Genomic DNA, 15,904 nt, shown 5'->3' with positions numbered 1-15,904 from the left:
GCGCCGACCCCGGCGTTAGCGATAAAACACTTGCGGCTTTTCCTGAAGGATCGGCTTCGCTAGGGTCGCGCCGGAATTCGGAGGCTGGTTTGAACAGAAGCGACCCCCAAGTCACGCCGATGATGGCGCAATATCTGGAGATCAAGGGGCGCTATGCGGACGCGCTCCTTTTCTACCGGATGGGCGATTTCTACGAGATGTTCTTTGCCGATGCCGAGGCGGCGGCGGCGGCGCTGGACATCGCGCTGACGAAACGCGGCCAGCATCTGGGCGAGGATATCCCGATGTGTGGCGTGCCGGTACATGCGGCTGAGGGTTACCTCCTGACGCTGATCCGCAAGGGGTTCCGGGTCGCGATAGCCGAACAGATGGAAGACCCGGCCGAGGCAAAGAAGCGCGGCGCGAAGTCGGTCGTTGCCCGCGATGTCGTGCGGCTGGTCACGCCCGGCACGCTGACCGAGGATTCGCTGCTGGAGGCGCGGCGCCACAACTTCCTTGCCGCCTGGGCCGAGGTGCGGGACGAGGCGGCTTTGGCCTGGGCCGACATCTCGACCGGAGAGTTCCGGGTGATGCCCTGCCCGCTGGGGCGCCTCTCGCCGGAACTGGCGCGGCTTGCCCCGCGCGAACTGGTGGTGAGTGAGGCGAAAGAGGGCGATTGTGCTGGATTAGTGTCTGATCTGGGCATTGCGCTGACGCCGCTTTCACGCGCGTCGTTCGACAGCCAGGGGGCGGAAAAACGTCTCTGCGATCTGTTCGCTGTTGGCTCGCTCGATGCATTCGGCGCCTTCGGCCGGGCCGAAATGTCGGCCATGGGCGGCATCGTCGAATATCTCGACCTGACGCAGCGCGGCAAGCTGCCGCTTCTGCGCCCGCCGGTCCGCGAAGTCGCAGGCGGCACGGTGCAGATAGACGCGGCGACCCGGCGCAATCTGGAAATCACGCAAAGCCTGTCGGGCGGGCGCGAGGGCTCGCTGATTGCCGCGATCGACCGGACGGTGACGGCGGCGGGCGCGCGGCTTCTCGATCGCAGGCTTTCGGCGCCCTCTCGCGATCTGGCCGAAATCCATGCGCGCCTCGCCTCCGTCCGCTATCTCGCCGACACGTCCCGCCTGACCGAAGACCTGCGCGCCGCCCTGAAGTCGGTTCCGGATATGGACCGGGCGCTCTCGCGCCTTGCGCTCGACCGTGGCGGACCGCGCGATCTGGCGGCGATCCGGGCGGGGTTGAAAGGCGCGGCCAGGGTCGCGGAACGCCTGCCCGACGATGCGCCGGAGCGCCTGCGAGAGGCCACGACGAACCTGATCGGCTTTGACGACCTCGTTGCTCTTCTCGACCGGTCGCTGGTGGAGGAGCCCCCCCTTCTCGCCCGCGACGGCGGCTTCATCGCGCGCGGGTATGAGCGCGGCCTCGACGAGGCGCGCGCGCTGCGCGACGATGGCCGGTCGGTGATTGCGGGCATGCAGGCGGACTATGCAGACCTCGCCCAGGTGCCGAGCCTCAAGATCAAGCACAACAATGTGCTGGGATATTTCATCGAAACCACCGACACCCATGCCGCGCGGATGCTGGCGCCTCCCTTGAACGAAACTTTCATTCACCGACAGACGACCGCGAACCAGATCCGCTTCACGACCGTGCCGCTCTCCGAGATGGAGACGAAAATCCTCAACGCCGGGAACCGGGCGCTGGAGATCGAAAAAAGGCTCTATGACGGCCTGAAAGCCACGATCATCGATGCGGCAGCTCTGATCGCCGGGGCAGCCCGGGCGCTCGCCGAGATCGATCTTGCCGCCGCTTTCGCCGATCTGGCGCGAGGCGACGACTGGGTGGAACCGCTGGTCGACGACAGCCGCGCCTTCGCGGTTGAAGGCGGGCGCCATCCGGTAGTGGAGCGGGCGCTGAGACGCTCGGGCGAGCCGTTCGTTGCGAACGACTGCGCGCTGACGGGCGGCGATACGCCCGCGATCTGGCTCTTGACCGGCCCGAACATGGCGGGGAAATCGACCTTCCTTCGCCAGAACGCGCTCATCGCCCTTCTGGCGCAGGCAGGGTCATTCGTACCCGCCGCCCGCGCCCATATCGGCCTTGTCAGCCAGATTTTCAGCCGGGTAGGCGCCGCCGACGATCTGGCGCGCGGGCGCTCGACCTTCATGGTCGAGATGGTCGAGACGGCGGCAATCCTCAACCAGGCCGACGACCGGGCGCTGGTGATCCTCGACGAGATCGGGCGTGGCACCGCGACCTATGACGGGCTGTCGATTGCCTGGGCGACGCTGGAACATCTGCATGACACAAACCGCTGCCGCGCGCTGTTTGCCACGCATTACCACGAGATGACCGCGCTCGCCGCAAAGCTCAAGGGCGTCGAGAATGCGACGGTGACGGTCAAGGAATGGCAGGGCGAGGTGATCTTCCTGCATGAGGTCCGCAAGGGCGCCGCTGACCGATCTTACGGCGTGCAGGTGGCGCGGCTTGCGGGCCTGCCCGCTTCGGTGGTCGAGCGGGCGAAGGTCGTGCTGGAAGCGCTGGAAAAGGGCGAACGTGAGGGCGGCACGCGCAAGCACACGCTGATCGACGACTTGCCGCTCTTCAGCGCCGCGCCTGTCGCGCCGGCCCGCCCCGCGAAAGGCCCCTCGAAGCTGGAAGAGAGGCTGGTGACGCTCCATCCCGATGAGATGACGCCGCTTGAGGCACTGAACGCGCTCTACGATCTCAAGGGTCTGATGGGCGACTGACGTCGCAGAACAAGGCGGTGAGCCGGTCCCATTGGCGGCGGGAAACAGTGTCTGTTCCAGCCAAAAGCCAATAGGTTTCGCGCGGGCGAAGCGTTTCGGATGACAGCCGCACCAGCGACCCATCCGCCAGATCGCGCGTCAGAAGCGGCAAGGAACCGACCAAAACGCCCAGTCCGGCCCGGGCGGCAGCTGCGGCCACCGCGAAACTGTCGAACCGCAGCGTCGGCTGGGGCGTCGCCGGACCACCGGATGCTGCGCACCATTCCTTCCAGCCCGCACGCGGGCCGGTCAGGCCAATGCGCGGCAGGTCCCGCCAGTCACGGCCAGACAGGAGCTGAGGCGCCGCGACGGGCGCCAGCGCCTCGGCATAGAGCGGCGCCCGATAGCTTTCCGCCCAGCCGCCCACGCCATAGCGGATGCGCACGACCTGTGGCTCTGGCGGCCCGGGATCGATATTCAGAACCATGGTCCGGATCGACAGGTCGGGGCGATCCGCAGCAGCAAGGCCCGCCAGACGCGGCACCAGCCAAAGTTCGGATATCGAGGTGCTGGCGGATATGGCGATGCGGCGCCGACCGGTCGAGAACAGGTCATCCGTGCTTTGCTGAAGGCTTCTCAGCGCCTCAGTCACGAACGGCAACCAGGCCTCGCCTTCGACCGTCAGGATAATGCGTCGCGCCTGACGCAGAAACAGCGCCGCACCGAGCCGAGCCTCCAGATGGCCGATGCGCTGGCTGACGGCGGCCTGGGTCAGCCCAAGTTCGGATGCCGCGAGGGTAAAGCTGCCGAGCCGAGCCGCCGCTTCGAACGCGCGGACCCATTCAAGCGGCGGCAGGTCGGTGTGACGGTTATTCATTAGAGCTTCTGCATCTCAGCACCAGAACGGCTTTGTTGAAGTTATGCATGAATCGGGAAGACTGTCATCGGACAGGAATTCAGGAAGGCGCTCATGTCTCAGGTCACTCTCGCCGCCGACGGCGGTTCTCTTACGCTTGAAGCGGGCGGCATGCGCGCCCGGTTTCACGCCATATGGCTGCGCGACAACGCCTGGGACGCGGCAACCCGCGCGCCCGGGAACGGCCAGCGGCTGATCACGCTCGCCGATATCCCGAAGGGTACGCGGATCGACGCGGCGCGGATCGACGGCGGTCGGCTGAGCGTGTCCTTTGCGCCCGAGGGAAAGGCCGTGGACTATGACATCGGCTGGCTGATGGCCAACCGCTATGACCGCACCCATGAACGGGCGCCCGGCTGGACAGCGCCGGGGGTCGAGCCCTGGGATGCGCGCCTGATGGGGAATGTCCCGGTTGGGGATTTCGCCGAAGTATCCCGCGACGCGGATGCGCTGTGTGGTTGGCTCGCGCTGGTCGCGCGCTACGGGTTCGGCAAGCTGGTGAACGGACCGGTCGAGGACGGGGCGTTGATGAAGGTCGTGGACCTTTTCGGCTATGTCCGCGAAACCAACTATGGCCGCCATTTCGAGGTGCGGACCACAGTCAATCCGACGAACCTGGCCTATACCGGGCTTGGCCTGCAGGCCCATACCGACAATCCCTACCGCGATCCGGTGCCGACCGTGCAGGTGCTTTACTGCCTCGAAAGCTCGGCGGCGGGCGGCGAGAATATGGTGGTCGACGGGTTCGCGGCGGCGCTCAGGCTGAAGACGGAAAGCCCGGATCTGTTCGACGCGCTGACCCGCCACTGTGCGCGGTTCGAATATGCGGGCGAAGCGGGGGTACGGCTGACCTCCCGCCGCCCGATGATCGAGCTGGCGCCCGATGGCGAGCTGATCGCGGTCCGCTTCAACAACCGATCCGCCGCCGCGATCACCGATGTGCCGTTCGAGGAGATGGAGACCTATTACGCCGCCTACCGGCGGTTGGGCGAGATCATCGACGATCCGGCGATGGAGGTGACCTTCCGCCTCAATCCCGGCGAGAGCTTTCTGGTCGACAACACCCGCGTCCTGCATGCGCGGAAGGGCTATTCCGGCAGCGGTACGCGCTGGCTGCAGGGATGTTATGCCGACAAGGACGGGCTATTGTCGAAACTCGCGGCGCTGAGCGGCGCACGGAAGGAGGCGGCAGAATGACAAGGCCCGACTTCACCCGGCTGACGCAAGAAAATATCGTGGCCTTCATCGGCGATGTCTTCGACCGGCGGGGCGACGAAGAATATCTGGGCGAGCCGGTGACCATGGCCCAGCACATGTTGCAGGGCGCGACGATCGCCGCCCAGAACGCGATGCCCGAGGAGATCGTCGTTGCGACCCTTCTGCATGACATCGGGCACTTCACGTCGGAATTCGGGACCTTCAGCATGGACGATACCGAGGACCGCTATCACGAGGAGGCGGGGGCGGAGCTTCTGGAGCAGTTCTTCCCTTCGGTCGTGACCGACTGCGTCCGCTATCACGTGGCAGCAAAGCGCTATCTGTGTGCGACGAAGCCCGAATATTTCAAGCGCCTGTCCGAGGCGTCGATCCATTCCCTGTCCTTGCAGGGTGGACCGATGAGCGCGGATGAGGTGGCCGAATTCGAGAAGAACCCGAACCTGAAGGAAATCATCCAGGTTCGTTATCTCGACGAGGCGGGGAAGCGGCCGGACATGGAAACGCCGGACTATTGGCATTTCGCCCCGATGGTGCAGCGCGTGGTCGATAGACACTGCGCGGCGCGTGCGGCGGAGGTCTGAAAGAACGGGGCGGGCCGGTTTCGGCTCCGCCCGCGCGACAGATCAGGACTTCGGGGTCGAGCTGACGCCCACCTGCGCCGGGCGCAGAAGGCGGTCGTGCAGCATGAAGCCTTCGGTCATCACTTGGATGATGTCGCCGGCCTTGGTGCCCGGCAGCGGCGCCTCGAACATCGCCTGATGCAGCTGCGGATCGAAAGCGTCGCCCACAGCGGGCGAGATCGGCGTCACGCCATGGCGGGTCATCACATTCGTCAGTTCGCGCAGCGTCAGTTCAACGCCCTCGATCAGGGCCTGGGCCGCGGCGCGCTGTTCATCCCCCGCGGCATCGAGCGCGCGCTTGAGATTGTCATAGACCGGCAACAGGTCGCGCGCGAGCTTCGAGCCGCCATATTGTTCCGCCTCGCGCCGGTCGCGTTCGCCGCGCTTGCGGATGTTCTCGGCATCCGCCAGGGCCCGCATGAAGCGGTCCTTCATCTCGTCGCGCTCGGCCTTCAGCGCCTCGACCTCGGCCAGAAGCGGGTCATCCAGAAGTTCGTCGCCCATCAGGGCCTGATCTTCGGCCAGTTCGTCTTTCTTCATGTCGTTCATCAGTTCTACCCTTGACGCTCGCCGGACAGGAGCCTGCCCACAAGCTGCGCAGTGTAATCGACGATCGGCACGATGCGCCCGTAATTCAGCCGCGTCGGTCCGATCACGCCCACGGCGCCGATGATCTTCCGATCCGCGTTCATATAGGGAGAAACCACCAGAGAGGAACCCGAAAGTGAGAAAAGTTTGTTCTCTGCCCCGATAAAAATGCGCACCCCTTCGCCGGTTTCCGCCAGCTCAAGAAACTGGGCGATATCGCGCTTGCGTTCGAGATCGTCAAAGAGGCTACGGACGCGGGCAAGATCCATCTCGGTCGCCGCGTCCAGAAGGTTCGACTGGCCGCGCACGATCAGCCTTTCCTGCGAATCGCCCGGGGCGTCCCAAAGAGCGAAGCCGCTTTCGACAAGGTCGCGGGCGAGCTGATCAAGCTCCTGCCGCCGTACCACGATCTCGCGGGCGATATGGCCGCGCAATTCCGATAGGGTGCGGCCCTCTGCGAGCGCATTGAGGAAATTTGCGGCCTCGCGCAGCGAGGATGGCGTCTGGCCGGGCGGCGGGGTGAAAAGCCGGTTTTCGACCTGACCATCAGCAAAAACCAGAACCACCAAAGCCCGGTCGGGGGCGAGCGAAACGAACTCGATATGCCGGATCGGCGCCTCTCGTTTCGGCGTCAGCACCAGGCTCGCGCCGTGGGTGATCCCCGACAGCGCCGCGCCGACCCGGTCTAGCATCGTGCCCACATCCTGCTCCGGGGCGCCAAGCGTCGCGTCAATCGCCTGCCGGTCGGCGAGCGTGACGGTCGAGACCTCCATGATCCCGTCGACGAACATCCTGAGACCAAGCTGGGTCGGAATGCGGCCCGCAGAGATGTGCGGGCTGTCGAGAAGGCCCAGGAATTCCAGATCCTGCATCACATTGCGGATCGTCGCTGCCGACAGTTTCTCGCTCATCGTGCGGGTGAGGGAACGCGAGCCCACGGGATCGCCGCTTTCGAGATAGCCTTCGACCACGCGCCGGAAGACCTCGCGCGAGCGGTCGTTCATCTGGGAAAGGATTTTCTGTCCGTCGCTCATATCTTTGAATAAAGAGCGGGCAAGCGCTGCGTCAATCGGGGTTGCATCGGTGCACCCGCCCCTTCTAATTGGCGCGACCAGTTCAGGAAGGACCGCCGATGCGCCCGTCAGGCCGGAAACTCGACGAAATGCGCCCGATCTCGATCGAGGTTGGCGTGACGAAACATGCCGAAGGCTCGTGCCTGATCCGCTGCGGGGAAACCCAGGTGATCTGCACCGCGACGATCGAGGACAAGGCGCCATCGTTCCTTAAGGGCACAGGGCTGGGCTGGGTGACGGCGGAATATGGCATGCTGCCGCGCGCGACCAACACCCGCAACAAGCGCGAGGCGGCGACGGGGCGGCAATCCGGCCGAACTCAGGAAATTCAAAGACTTATCGGGCGGGCGCTGCGGGCGGGCGTCGATCGCGTGGCACTGGGCGAGCGTCAGATAGTCGTCGATTGCGACGTGATCCAGGCCGACGGCGGCACCCGCTGCGCCTCGATCACCGGGGGTTGGGTGGCCCTCAGGCTTGCCGTCAACAAGCTGATCAAGGCGGGTCTCGTGACCAGCGATCCGATCGTCGATCATGTCGCTGCGGTGAGCTGCGGTATCTATGCGGGCCAGCCGGTCGTCGACCTCGATTATGCCGAGGACAGCGAGGCGGGGACGGACGGCAACTTCATCCTGACCGGGCGCGGCCGCCTGATCGAAGTGCAGATGTCGGCCGAGGGCGCGACCTTCTCGCGCGACGAGATGGGTCGGCTGCTCGATCTGTCCGAAAGTGGTATCGCCGCGCTGGTCGCGGCACAAAAGGCGGCGGTATGAGGCGCTTTACCGGCGACCGGCTTTTGGTGGCGACACATAATTCTGGCAAGCTGGAAGAAATTGCGGCCCTCCTTCAGCCCTATGGAATCACCTGCGTGAGCGCGGGCGAGATGGGGTTGCCCGAGCCTGAAGAGACCGAGACGACCTTCGTCGGCAATGCGCGGATCAAGGCGCATGCGGCGGCAAAGGCGACAGGCTTGCCGGCGCTGGCCGACGACAGCGGCATCGAGGTTGACGGGTTGGGCGGTGCGCCGGGCGTCTATACTGCCGACTGGGCGATGACGCCCAACGGTCGGGATTTCGTGCAGGCCATGAGCCGGACCTGGGCTGAATTAGAGACTGTTTCGGCGCCCTACCCGCGTCGCGCGCGCTTTCGCGCAACGATGGTTTTGGCCTGGCCCGACGGACATGACGAGGTCTTCGAGGGCAAGGTCGAGGGTCAGGTTGTCTGGCCGACGCGCGGGCGTCAGGGGCACGGTTACGATCCGATGTTCCAGCCCGATGGCCATGAGATTACCTTCGCGGAAATGGACCCGGCCGAGAAGAACCGGATTTCGCACCGCGCTGACGCGTTCCGCAAACTTTCAGCCGCTTTCGGAGGCAAGGAATGAAGCTGATTTCCACCGGATCCCCCTTTGAGAAGAAGATGGGCTACAGCCGCGCGGTCGTGAAGGGCCCATGGTGCTTTGTCTCGGGCGTCACCGGCTATGACTACGGCACAATGACCATGCCGACTGACGTCGCCGAACAGGCGCGCAATTGCTTCGAGACGATCAAATGGGCGCTGAACGAGGGGGGCTTTTCGCTCACCGATATCGTGCGGGTGCAATATACGATCACCGACACCGCCTTCGTGGACGCGATCACCCCGGTTCTGGGCGAGTATCTGGGCGAGATCAGACCGGCGGCGACAATGGTCGTGGCCGGCTTGATCCGCCCTGAGATGAAGGTCGAGATCGAAGTCACGGCACTGAAGGAATAGACCCTATTCCTGCGGAAAGTGGGCAAATGGACGATTGGCGGCACGGCGGTTTCGGCCTCTATCTGCATTGGCCGTTCTGCACGTCCAAATGCCCCTATTGTGATTTCAACAGCCATGTCGCGGCGCAGGTCGATCAGACGCGCTGGCAGCACGCCTATCTCGCAGAGATCGACCGAATTGCCGAGGAGACAGACGACCGCGTCCTTAACACTGTCTTCTTTGGTGGCGGGACGCCATCCTTGATGGACCCGGACCTTGTCGCGGCGATTCTCGATCGAATCGGCGCGCGCTGGCGGCGTGCGAATGATTTCGAGGTGACGCTGGAGGCAAATCCCGGCTCGGTCGAGGCCGGGCGGTTTCGTGCCTATGGCGCCGCCGGGGTGAACCGGCTGTCAATGGGCGTGCAGGCGCTGAACGATCGGGACCTCAAGCGCCTGGGCCGGATGCATTCGGTTGCCGAGGCGCGGCGCGCCTTCGATATCGCGCGCGATACGTTCGGGCGGGTGAGTTTCGACCTGATCTATGCCCGGCAGGATCAGGCACTGGACGATTGGCGACGCGAATTGACCGAAGCCCTGTCGATGGCGGTTGATCATTTCTCGCTCTACCAGCTGACGGTAGAGGAGGGCACGGTCTTTGGCGCACGCGCGGCGGCGGGACATCTGAAGGGCCTGCCGGACGAGGACCGCGCGTCAGATATGTATCTGATAACACAGGAGATATGCGAGGCTGCCGGTCTGCCCGCCTATGAGATTTCCAACCATGCGCGCCCGGGTTCCGAGAGCCGCCACAACCTGATCTACTGGCGTTACGGCGACTATGCCGGGATCGGCCCAGGCGCACACGGCCGCCTGACCAGCCCGGCCGGGCGCTGGGCGACCGAGGCACCACGCGGTCCTGAGGAATGGCTTCAGCGCGTGGAAACAGCCGGCAACGGCGAGACGCCGCGAGAGCTGCTGTCTTCGTCCGATCAGGCCACGGAGTATCTGTTGATGGGGATGCGGCTTTCCGAGGGGATCGTGCTTGGTCGTTGGCAAGCGCTTCGCGGGGCCGATATACCCGCCGACCGGATTACAGGGCTCATCGATCTGGGCCTCCTGTGGCACAGCGAGGGCAGGATTGGCGCGACCAGCACCGGACGACCGGTACTCAACGCGCTTTTGAGAGAGCTTCTTGCATGATCCGGGCGGTCTGGGTGACGATCGGCTTTCTGGCGCTGGCGCTTGGCGTCATCGGGGTCTTCTTGCCGCTTCTGCCAACGGTTCCCTTCCTTCTTCTCGCCTGTGTCGCTTTCGGGAAATCCTCGGCGCGGCTGCACCGATGGCTTCTGGCGCATCCGCGGCTTGGGCCGCCGATTCACGACTGGAACGAGCGCGGCGCGATATCCCAGAAGGCCAAGCTGCTGGCGAGCTTGTCGATTATCGCTGCATTTTCAATATCTTGGCTCATGGGCTTCGGCGCCCGGGTGCTGATCATACAGGCGATCACGCTCGCCTGCGTCAGTCTTTTCATCTGGACGCGGCCGGACCGCTGATCAGCGAATTTGCGACAGGAGTTGGCAAAGCTCGTCCAGCTGTTCGAGCGTCTTGTAGCTGATCGTCAGGTGGCCGCCGTCATGGCCCTTGTGATCAATCACCACCTTCATGCCGAGATTGGCGGACAGGTCCTGTTCCAGCACCCGCGTATCGGCGTCCTTATCCGGCGCGCGGCGCGGCGCGGTTGATGCTGCCCCCTGCCCGATCTTAGTCTTCGGAGCCTGCGCCAGCCGCTCGGTCTCGCGCACGGACAGGCCTTCGTCGATCACCCGGCGCGCCAGAGCCACCGGGTTTTCGGTGGTAATCAGCGCGCGGGCGTGGCCTGCGGTCAGCTTGCCCTCACGCAGCCAGGTCTGAACCTGATCGGGAAGCGACAGAAGGCGCAAAAGGTTGGCGATATGGCTGCGGCTTTTCGACAGCGCCCCGGCAAGCCGTTCCTGGGTGTGACCGAAACGGTCCATCAGCTGACGGTAACCCATCGCCTCTTCGACCGGATTGAGGTCGGCGCGCTGGATATTCTCGATGATTGCGAGCTCCAGAAGCTCTGTATCGCTGACCTCGCGGAGAAGAACCGGCACTTCGTGAAGCTGCGCGAGCTGTGCCGCGCGCCAGCGTCGTTCCCCCGCGACGATCTCGTAGCCACTTGATTTTCTTGGATTTTCCCTGACAATCAGCGGCTGAATGATGCCCTTTTCCCGGATCGACGCCGCCAGTTCCTCCAGCGCGTCGCGCGGGAAATCCCGGCGCGGCTGGTCTGGATTTGGCTCGATAAGCTCGATTGGAATCGTCAGATCCGGGCGACGCGGCCGCGCCTCCTCGGCAGGCGCGACGTCTGCCATCAGGGCGGACAGGCCCCGGCCAAGACCGCGGCGTTCGGGTTTCTTGTCAGCCATGGCTCAGCCCTTTCCTTCTTTCTTCTCATGTCGCGCCAGCAGTTCACGCGCCAGCGCCCGATAGGCCGCCGAACCTTTCGACGCGCTGTCATAGGCGAGCACCGGGACCGAATAACTCGGCGCCTCGGACACGCGGACATTGCGAGGGATCACGGTCTTGAACACCAGTTCGCCAAGATTGCTGCGCGCATCCGATTCGACCATCTGGGACAAGTTGTTGCGGCCATCATACATGGTTAACACAACACCTTCGATGCGCAGATCCTTGTTGGCCGACTGGCGCACCGTGCGGATCGTCAGCATCAGCTGCGATAACCCTTCCAGAGCAAAGAATTCCGCCTGCAGCGGCACCAGCACCGACTGCGCGGCGATCATCGCATTCACGGTCAGAAGCGACAGGGACGGCGGGCAGTCGATCAGGACGTAGTCAAACTCATAAGCGTCGATCGCCGGCTGAACCAGCGCGTCGTGTAGCAGGAAAGAGCGCTTTTCGTTCGCCACAAGCTCGATATCGGCGGAAGACAGGTCGGTCGTCGCGGGGCAGAGATAGAGGTTTTCGATTGAGGACGGGCGGATCACATCCAGAATGTCGGCATCCTCGATCAGCAGATCGTAGGTGGTCAGTCCACGCGCCTGCGGTTCGAACCCGAGGCCGGTCGAAGCGTTGCCCTGAGGGTCAAGATCGACGAGCAGCAAGCGCTTGCCTTGTTCTACCAGCGCCGCCGCCAGGTTGATCGCGGTCGTCGTCTTGCCCACCCCACCCTTCTGGTTGGCAATTGCAATGATGCGGGGGCCGGACGGACGCGTCGGATCAGGCACGGGAAAGCCCTCGGATGGAATAGATGACGGCGTCCGGGTCGGTCGCGCTCTCATGTGTTTGGTATGAAAAGCGCCAGCTTTCAAGGGCTTGACGCAGCTCTGCGGCGTGATTCGCGCCCTTTGGGAACAAGGCGCTGCCCCCGGGGGCCAGATGACGCTCGGCGTGGCCGAGCAGGTCGGTAAGCGGCGCAAGCGCACGGGCAGAAAGGATGTCGGCGCCCAGCGGCGGCAGGCTTTCGATCCGTGTTGCGTGCACCACGACCTCGAGGTCGAGGGTGCGAGCGGCCGTCGCCAGAAAAGCAGCCTTGCGCTGGTCGCTTTCAACGAGGGCAATCCGAAGGCCCGGCGACCGTTCGGCTGCCAGAATTGCAGCGATTAGTCCGGGAAAGCCGCCGCCAGAACCAAGGTCCGCCCAAAGGCCAGTTTCGCGATCTTTCAGAGCGAAAACCTGAGCAGAATCAAGGATGTGGCGTTCCCACATCTGGTCAAGACTGTTGCGGGATACCAGGTTGATCGCGGGATTCCACTTCCGGACAAGCGCCTGATACGCCTCCAGCCGATCGAATGTTTCACGTGAAACATCCCCAACTCCCGCGATGGAGTCGGTCATCCCGCAACCCGGGTGCGCGCCTCACGGCGTAGGACCGCAAGGATCAGCGTAAGGGCAGCCGGTGTCATGCCCTCGATACGTCCCGCTTGGGCGAGTGTCGTTGGCCGGGTCCGGGTCAGTTTGGCTTTCAGCTCCGCCGACAGGCCGTCCAGCCGGTCGTAGGCAAAGCCGTCCGGTATCAACTGCGCCTCGTCGCGGCGCAGCCGTTCTGCGTCCTCGGCCTGGCGGTCAATCACGGGCGCATAAAGCGCGTCCCGGCACAGCTGATCCCGGATATCGGGCGCGATCGCCATCAGATTGGCGCTGACGTCGGCAAGCTGCGCAAAGCTGACGTCCGGGTAGGACAACAATTGATACCCCGTCCGTCGCTTGCCATCCTGATTAAGATGGATCCCCGCCGCGGCAGCCTCTTTCTGCGAAAACTCCAGCGATTCCAGAAGGAAACGGCCAGCCGCAAGCGCCTCCATACGCGCTTCGAACCGTTCGCGGCGCGCCTCGCCCACGCACCCGATGGCGACACCAAGGCCGGTCAGGCGTTGGTCGGCATTGTCGGCGCGCAAGGACAACCGGTATTCGGCGCGCGACGTAAACATGCGGTAAGGCTCCGACACACCGCGCAGCGTAAGATCGTCAATCATCACGCCGATATAGCTGTCCGTCCGGCTGAACGTTATGGCGTCCCCCGCCAGCGCCCGGCGTGCGGCGTTGAGCCCGGCCACCAGCCCTTGCGCCGCAGCCTCCTCATATCCTGTGGTTCCGTTGATCTGACCTGCAAGATATAGGCCTGGAAGCTGCTTCAGTTCCAGCGACAACGTCAGCGCTCGCGGATCGATATAGTCGTATTCGATCGCATAGCCGGGCTGCGTGATCGCAACGGACTCGAGTCCTGCAATCGAGCGAACATAGTCCTCCTGCACGTCGACAGGCAACGAGGTCGAAATACCGTTGGGATAGACCGTCGGATCATCCAGCCCCTCGGGCTCCAGAAACACCTGGTGCGACGCCTTGTCGGCGAACCGGACGATCTTGTCTTCGATCGACGGGCAATAGCGTGGACCAACACCTTCGATATGGCCGCCATACATCGCAGACCGCGACAGGTTGGTGCGAATGATTTCGTGCGTCTGTTCGTTGGTATGCGTGATCCCGCAGGATATCTGCCGCGCGAACGGACGGTCGTTCAGGAAGGAAAACATTGTCGGATCGTCATCGCCGGGCTGGGTTTCCAGCCGATCCCAGTCGATCGTACGGCCATCAAGGCGCGGCGGCGTTCCGGTCTTCAGCCTGCCGATCGGCAGAGCCAGCGCGCGCAGGCGGTCCGCCAGCGGCACCGACGGCCGGTCGCCAACTCTGCCGCCCTCGCACCGTTGGTCGCCCACATGGATGACGCCACGCAGAAAGGTTCCGGTGCAGAGCACCACTGAGGCGCACCGGACTTCCGATCCATCGGAAAGCCTAACGCCCGCTAGTGTAGCCCCATCCATGATGAGGTCGGAGACTTCGCCCTCTAACACATCCAGCAGCGGTGCGCTGGCCATCTCTGTCTGCATCGCCTCACGATACAGTTTGCGATCCGCCTGTGCGCGCGGCCCCTGCACGGCGGGACCCTTCCGACGATTGAGCAGCCGGAACTGAATCCCCGCTCGGTCGGCGACACGCCCCATAACCCCATCCAGCGCGTCAATCTCGCGCACCAGATGGCCCTTGCCCAGCCCGCCGATCGCCGGGTTGCAGGACATGACGCCAATCGTTTCCGCCCGCATCGTCACTAAGGCGGTCCGCACACCCATGCGCGCCGCTGCATGCGCGGCCTCCGCCCCCGCATGACCACCGCCAACCACCACCACATCAAAATGTTTCACGTGAAACATCGCCTACTTCCCGATGCAGAAACTGGCGAAGATCTCGTCCAGAAGATCCTCGACATCCACCCTGCCGACCAACGAATCCAGCGCCCGGATCGCCCGCCGCAGGTCCTCTGCCGCAAGTTCCGTCCGCCCGGACCCTGCCCTTACCTCATTTCGCGCCGATTCCAAAGCCTCGATCGCACGCAGCGCCGCAAGCTTATGCCGCTCCCGGATCATCAGACCTGCACCCTGCGCCTGCGCCCCGAGCCGCTCTGTCAGCTGGGCGATCAGATGCTCTATTCCCTCGCCCGTCTTCCCGGACACGGCAAAGCCTTCGGCCGCAACAAGATCGGCCTTTCCGTGTACCAGCAGGTCCTCCGGCTCCGGCGGCAGAAGCGGTACATCCGCGCCGTCCAGAAGAAATATCCGAAGATCTGCCGCGCGGGCGCGCTCCAGCGCCCGCTCTATTCCTATCGCCTCGATCCTGTCATCGCTATCGCGCAATCCCGCCGTGTCGAGAAACGTCACCGGCAGCCCGCCAAGGTCCATCCGCACCTCGATCACGTCACGAGTTGTCCCGGCAATCTCGGAGGTTATCGCAGCCTCTCGGCCCGCCAAAGCGTTGAGAAGCGTGGATTTTCCGGCATTTGGCCGACCGACGATGGCAACTTCATAGCCATCGCGGATGCGTTCTGCGGCGCCTACGCCTTCGGCTTCGCGCCGCAAATCCTGCAGCACCTGACCCGACAGATCCAGAACCTCTGGCGCTACATCCACCGGCACATCTTCGTCAGCAAAATCGATGGTCGCCTCCAGAAGCGCCGCCGCCCGGATCAGATCACGGCGCCAGCCTTCTGCCCGGCGGCCGACCGCACCCGACAGAACCCGCAGCGCCTGCCGTCGTTGCGCCTCGGTCTCCGCCTCGATCAGATCAGCCAGCCCCTCGACCTGCGCCAGATCCAGCCGCCCGTTTTCCAGCGCGCGACGGGTAAATTCCCCGGGCTCAGCCAGGCGCAAGCCCGGCTGAGCGCCCAACGCCCGCAACACCGCCGCAACCACCGCAGTCGCCCCGTGCAGATGCAGCTCTGCCGACGCCTCGCCGGTGAAGCTTTCCCCAACGTCGAAGATCAGCACCAGCGCCTCGTCCAGCGCCTCGTCCTGCCAGCTCAGTCGCCGCAGAGACGCCCGACGCGCATCAGGCAACGATCCACAGAGCGCGATCACCGCTGCATGTGCTTCGGGCCCTGAAAGGCGCACTACCGCAACGCCGGCCTTGCCGCGCGCGGATGCGAGGGCGAAGATCGTGTCCATAGGCAAAC

At 64.3% G+C, this 15,904-nt stretch carries 16 protein-coding genes; 8 read left to right on the top strand and 8 right to left on the bottom strand.

Annotated elements, in window-relative coordinates:
• The first annotated feature begins 119 nt into the window (after window positions 1-119).
• On the top strand, window positions 120-2,735 hold the full coding sequence (gene mutS, locus OU426_RS06220) for a DNA mismatch repair protein MutS (RefSeq protein WP_267633407.1): 2,616 nt from the start codon (window positions 120-122) through the stop codon (window positions 2,733-2,735).
• On the opposite strand, the gene OU426_RS06215 is transcribed toward mutS, so the two are convergent.
• On the bottom strand, window positions 2,713-3,591 hold the full coding sequence (locus tag OU426_RS06215; RefSeq protein WP_267633048.1) for a LysR family transcriptional regulator: 879 nt from the start codon (window positions 3,589-3,591) through the stop codon (window positions 2,713-2,715). The two genes, mutS and OU426_RS06215, sit on opposite strands and share 23 nt — an antisense overlap.
• Before the next feature lie 93 nt (window positions 3,592-3,684).
• On the opposite strand from OU426_RS06215, the gene tmpA reads away from it, so the two are divergent.
• Both tmpA and tmpB read left to right on the top strand, forming a co-directional pair.
• Window positions 3,685-4,827: a 2-trimethylaminoethylphosphonate dioxygenase gene (gene tmpA, locus OU426_RS06210; RefSeq protein WP_267633047.1), complete on the top strand. Its 1,143-nt coding sequence runs from the start codon at window positions 3,685-3,687 to the stop codon at window positions 4,825-4,827.
• The gene (gene tmpB, locus OU426_RS06205) at window positions 4,824-5,429 is read left to right on the top strand and encodes a (R)-1-hydroxy-2-trimethylaminoethylphosphonate oxygenase (protein WP_267633046.1); all 606 of its coding nucleotides are present in this window, start codon (window positions 4,824-4,826) and stop codon (window positions 5,427-5,429) included. The genes tmpA and tmpB overlap by 4 nt, the downstream gene beginning before the upstream one ends.
• Window positions 5,430-5,471: 42 nt before the next feature.
• Here the strand turns inward: tmpB and OU426_RS06200 are convergent, their stop codons facing one another.
• Window positions 5,472-6,017 (bottom strand): nucleotide exchange factor GrpE, encoded by a 546-nt coding sequence (locus OU426_RS06200; protein WP_267633045.1) that lies wholly within the window; start codon window positions 6,015-6,017, stop codon window positions 5,472-5,474.
• Window positions 6,018-6,022: 5 nt separating this feature from the next.
• Window positions 6,023-7,090, bottom strand: a complete 1,068-nt coding sequence (hrcA, locus tag OU426_RS06195; RefSeq protein ID WP_267633044.1) for a heat-inducible transcriptional repressor HrcA — start codon at window positions 7,088-7,090, stop codon at window positions 6,023-6,025.
• A gap of 98 nt (window positions 7,091-7,188) precedes the next feature.
• Here hrcA and rph point away from each other — a divergent pair, with 98 nt between their 5' ends.
• Genes rph through OU426_RS06170 form a run of 5 tightly spaced genes read left to right on the top strand, consistent with a single transcriptional unit; the run spans window position 7,189 to window position 10,415 of the window.
• The gene (gene rph, locus OU426_RS06190) at window positions 7,189-7,899 is read left to right on the top strand and encodes a ribonuclease PH (RefSeq protein WP_267633043.1); all 711 of its coding nucleotides are present in this window, start codon (window positions 7,189-7,191) and stop codon (window positions 7,897-7,899) included.
• Window positions 7,896-8,510 carry an RdgB/HAM1 family non-canonical purine NTP pyrophosphatase gene (gene rdgB, locus OU426_RS06185; protein WP_267633042.1) on the top strand — a complete coding sequence of 205 codons (615 nt, stop codon included), beginning with the start codon at window positions 7,896-7,898 and terminating at the stop codon, window positions 8,508-8,510. The genes rph and rdgB overlap by 4 nt, the downstream gene beginning before the upstream one ends.
• Window positions 8,507-8,881 carry a RidA family protein gene (locus OU426_RS06180; RefSeq protein WP_267633041.1) on the top strand — a complete coding sequence of 125 codons (375 nt, stop codon included), beginning with the start codon at window positions 8,507-8,509 and terminating at the stop codon, window positions 8,879-8,881. Before rdgB ends, OU426_RS06180 begins: the two co-directional genes overlap by 4 nt.
• 26 nt (window positions 8,882-8,907) lie before the next feature.
• Window positions 8,908-10,062 (top strand): radical SAM family heme chaperone HemW, encoded by a 1,155-nt coding sequence (gene hemW, locus OU426_RS06175; RefSeq protein WP_267633040.1) that lies wholly within the window; start codon window positions 8,908-8,910, stop codon window positions 10,060-10,062.
• Window positions 10,062-10,415, top strand: a complete 354-nt coding sequence (locus OU426_RS06170) for a YbaN family protein (protein WP_267633406.1) — start codon at window positions 10,062-10,064, stop codon at window positions 10,413-10,415. The genes hemW and OU426_RS06170 overlap by 1 nt, the downstream gene beginning before the upstream one ends.
• On the opposite strand, the gene OU426_RS06165 is transcribed toward OU426_RS06170, so the two are convergent.
• The 5 genes from OU426_RS06165 to mnmE are packed head-to-tail and all read right to left on the bottom strand — an operon-like array spanning window position 10,416 to window position 15,896.
• Window positions 10,416-11,309, bottom strand: coding sequence for a ParB/RepB/Spo0J family partition protein (locus tag OU426_RS06165; protein WP_267633039.1), 894 nt, complete (start codon window positions 11,307-11,309; stop codon window positions 10,416-10,418). It lies immediately after the preceding gene.
• 3 nt (window positions 11,310-11,312) lie between these two features.
• Complete coding sequence (locus OU426_RS06160) at window positions 11,313-12,128, bottom strand: ParA family protein (RefSeq protein ID WP_267633038.1); 816 nt, start codon at window positions 12,126-12,128, stop codon at window positions 11,313-11,315.
• On the bottom strand, window positions 12,121-12,738 hold the full coding sequence (gene rsmG, locus OU426_RS06155) for a 16S rRNA (guanine(527)-N(7))-methyltransferase RsmG (protein ID WP_267633037.1): 618 nt from the start codon (window positions 12,736-12,738) through the stop codon (window positions 12,121-12,123). The genes OU426_RS06160 and rsmG overlap by 8 nt, the downstream gene beginning before the upstream one ends.
• Window positions 12,735-14,609, bottom strand: coding sequence for a tRNA uridine-5-carboxymethylaminomethyl(34) synthesis enzyme MnmG (mnmG, locus tag OU426_RS06150; RefSeq protein WP_267633035.1), 1,875 nt, complete (start codon window positions 14,607-14,609; stop codon window positions 12,735-12,737). The genes rsmG and mnmG overlap by 4 nt, the downstream gene beginning before the upstream one ends.
• Window positions 14,610-14,612: 3 nt before the next feature.
• On the bottom strand, window positions 14,613-15,896 hold the full coding sequence (mnmE, locus tag OU426_RS06145) for a tRNA uridine-5-carboxymethylaminomethyl(34) synthesis GTPase MnmE (protein ID WP_267633034.1): 1,284 nt from the start codon (window positions 15,894-15,896) through the stop codon (window positions 14,613-14,615).
• Between the last annotated feature and the right edge of the window lie 8 nt (window positions 15,897-15,904).

It is taken from the genome of Frigidibacter sp. RF13, from assembly GCF_026626305.1.
Taxonomy (GTDB): Bacteria; Pseudomonadota; Alphaproteobacteria; order Rhodobacterales; family Rhodobacteraceae; genus TMP-24.
This window is presented reverse-complemented; position numbering and strand designations above follow the sequence as displayed.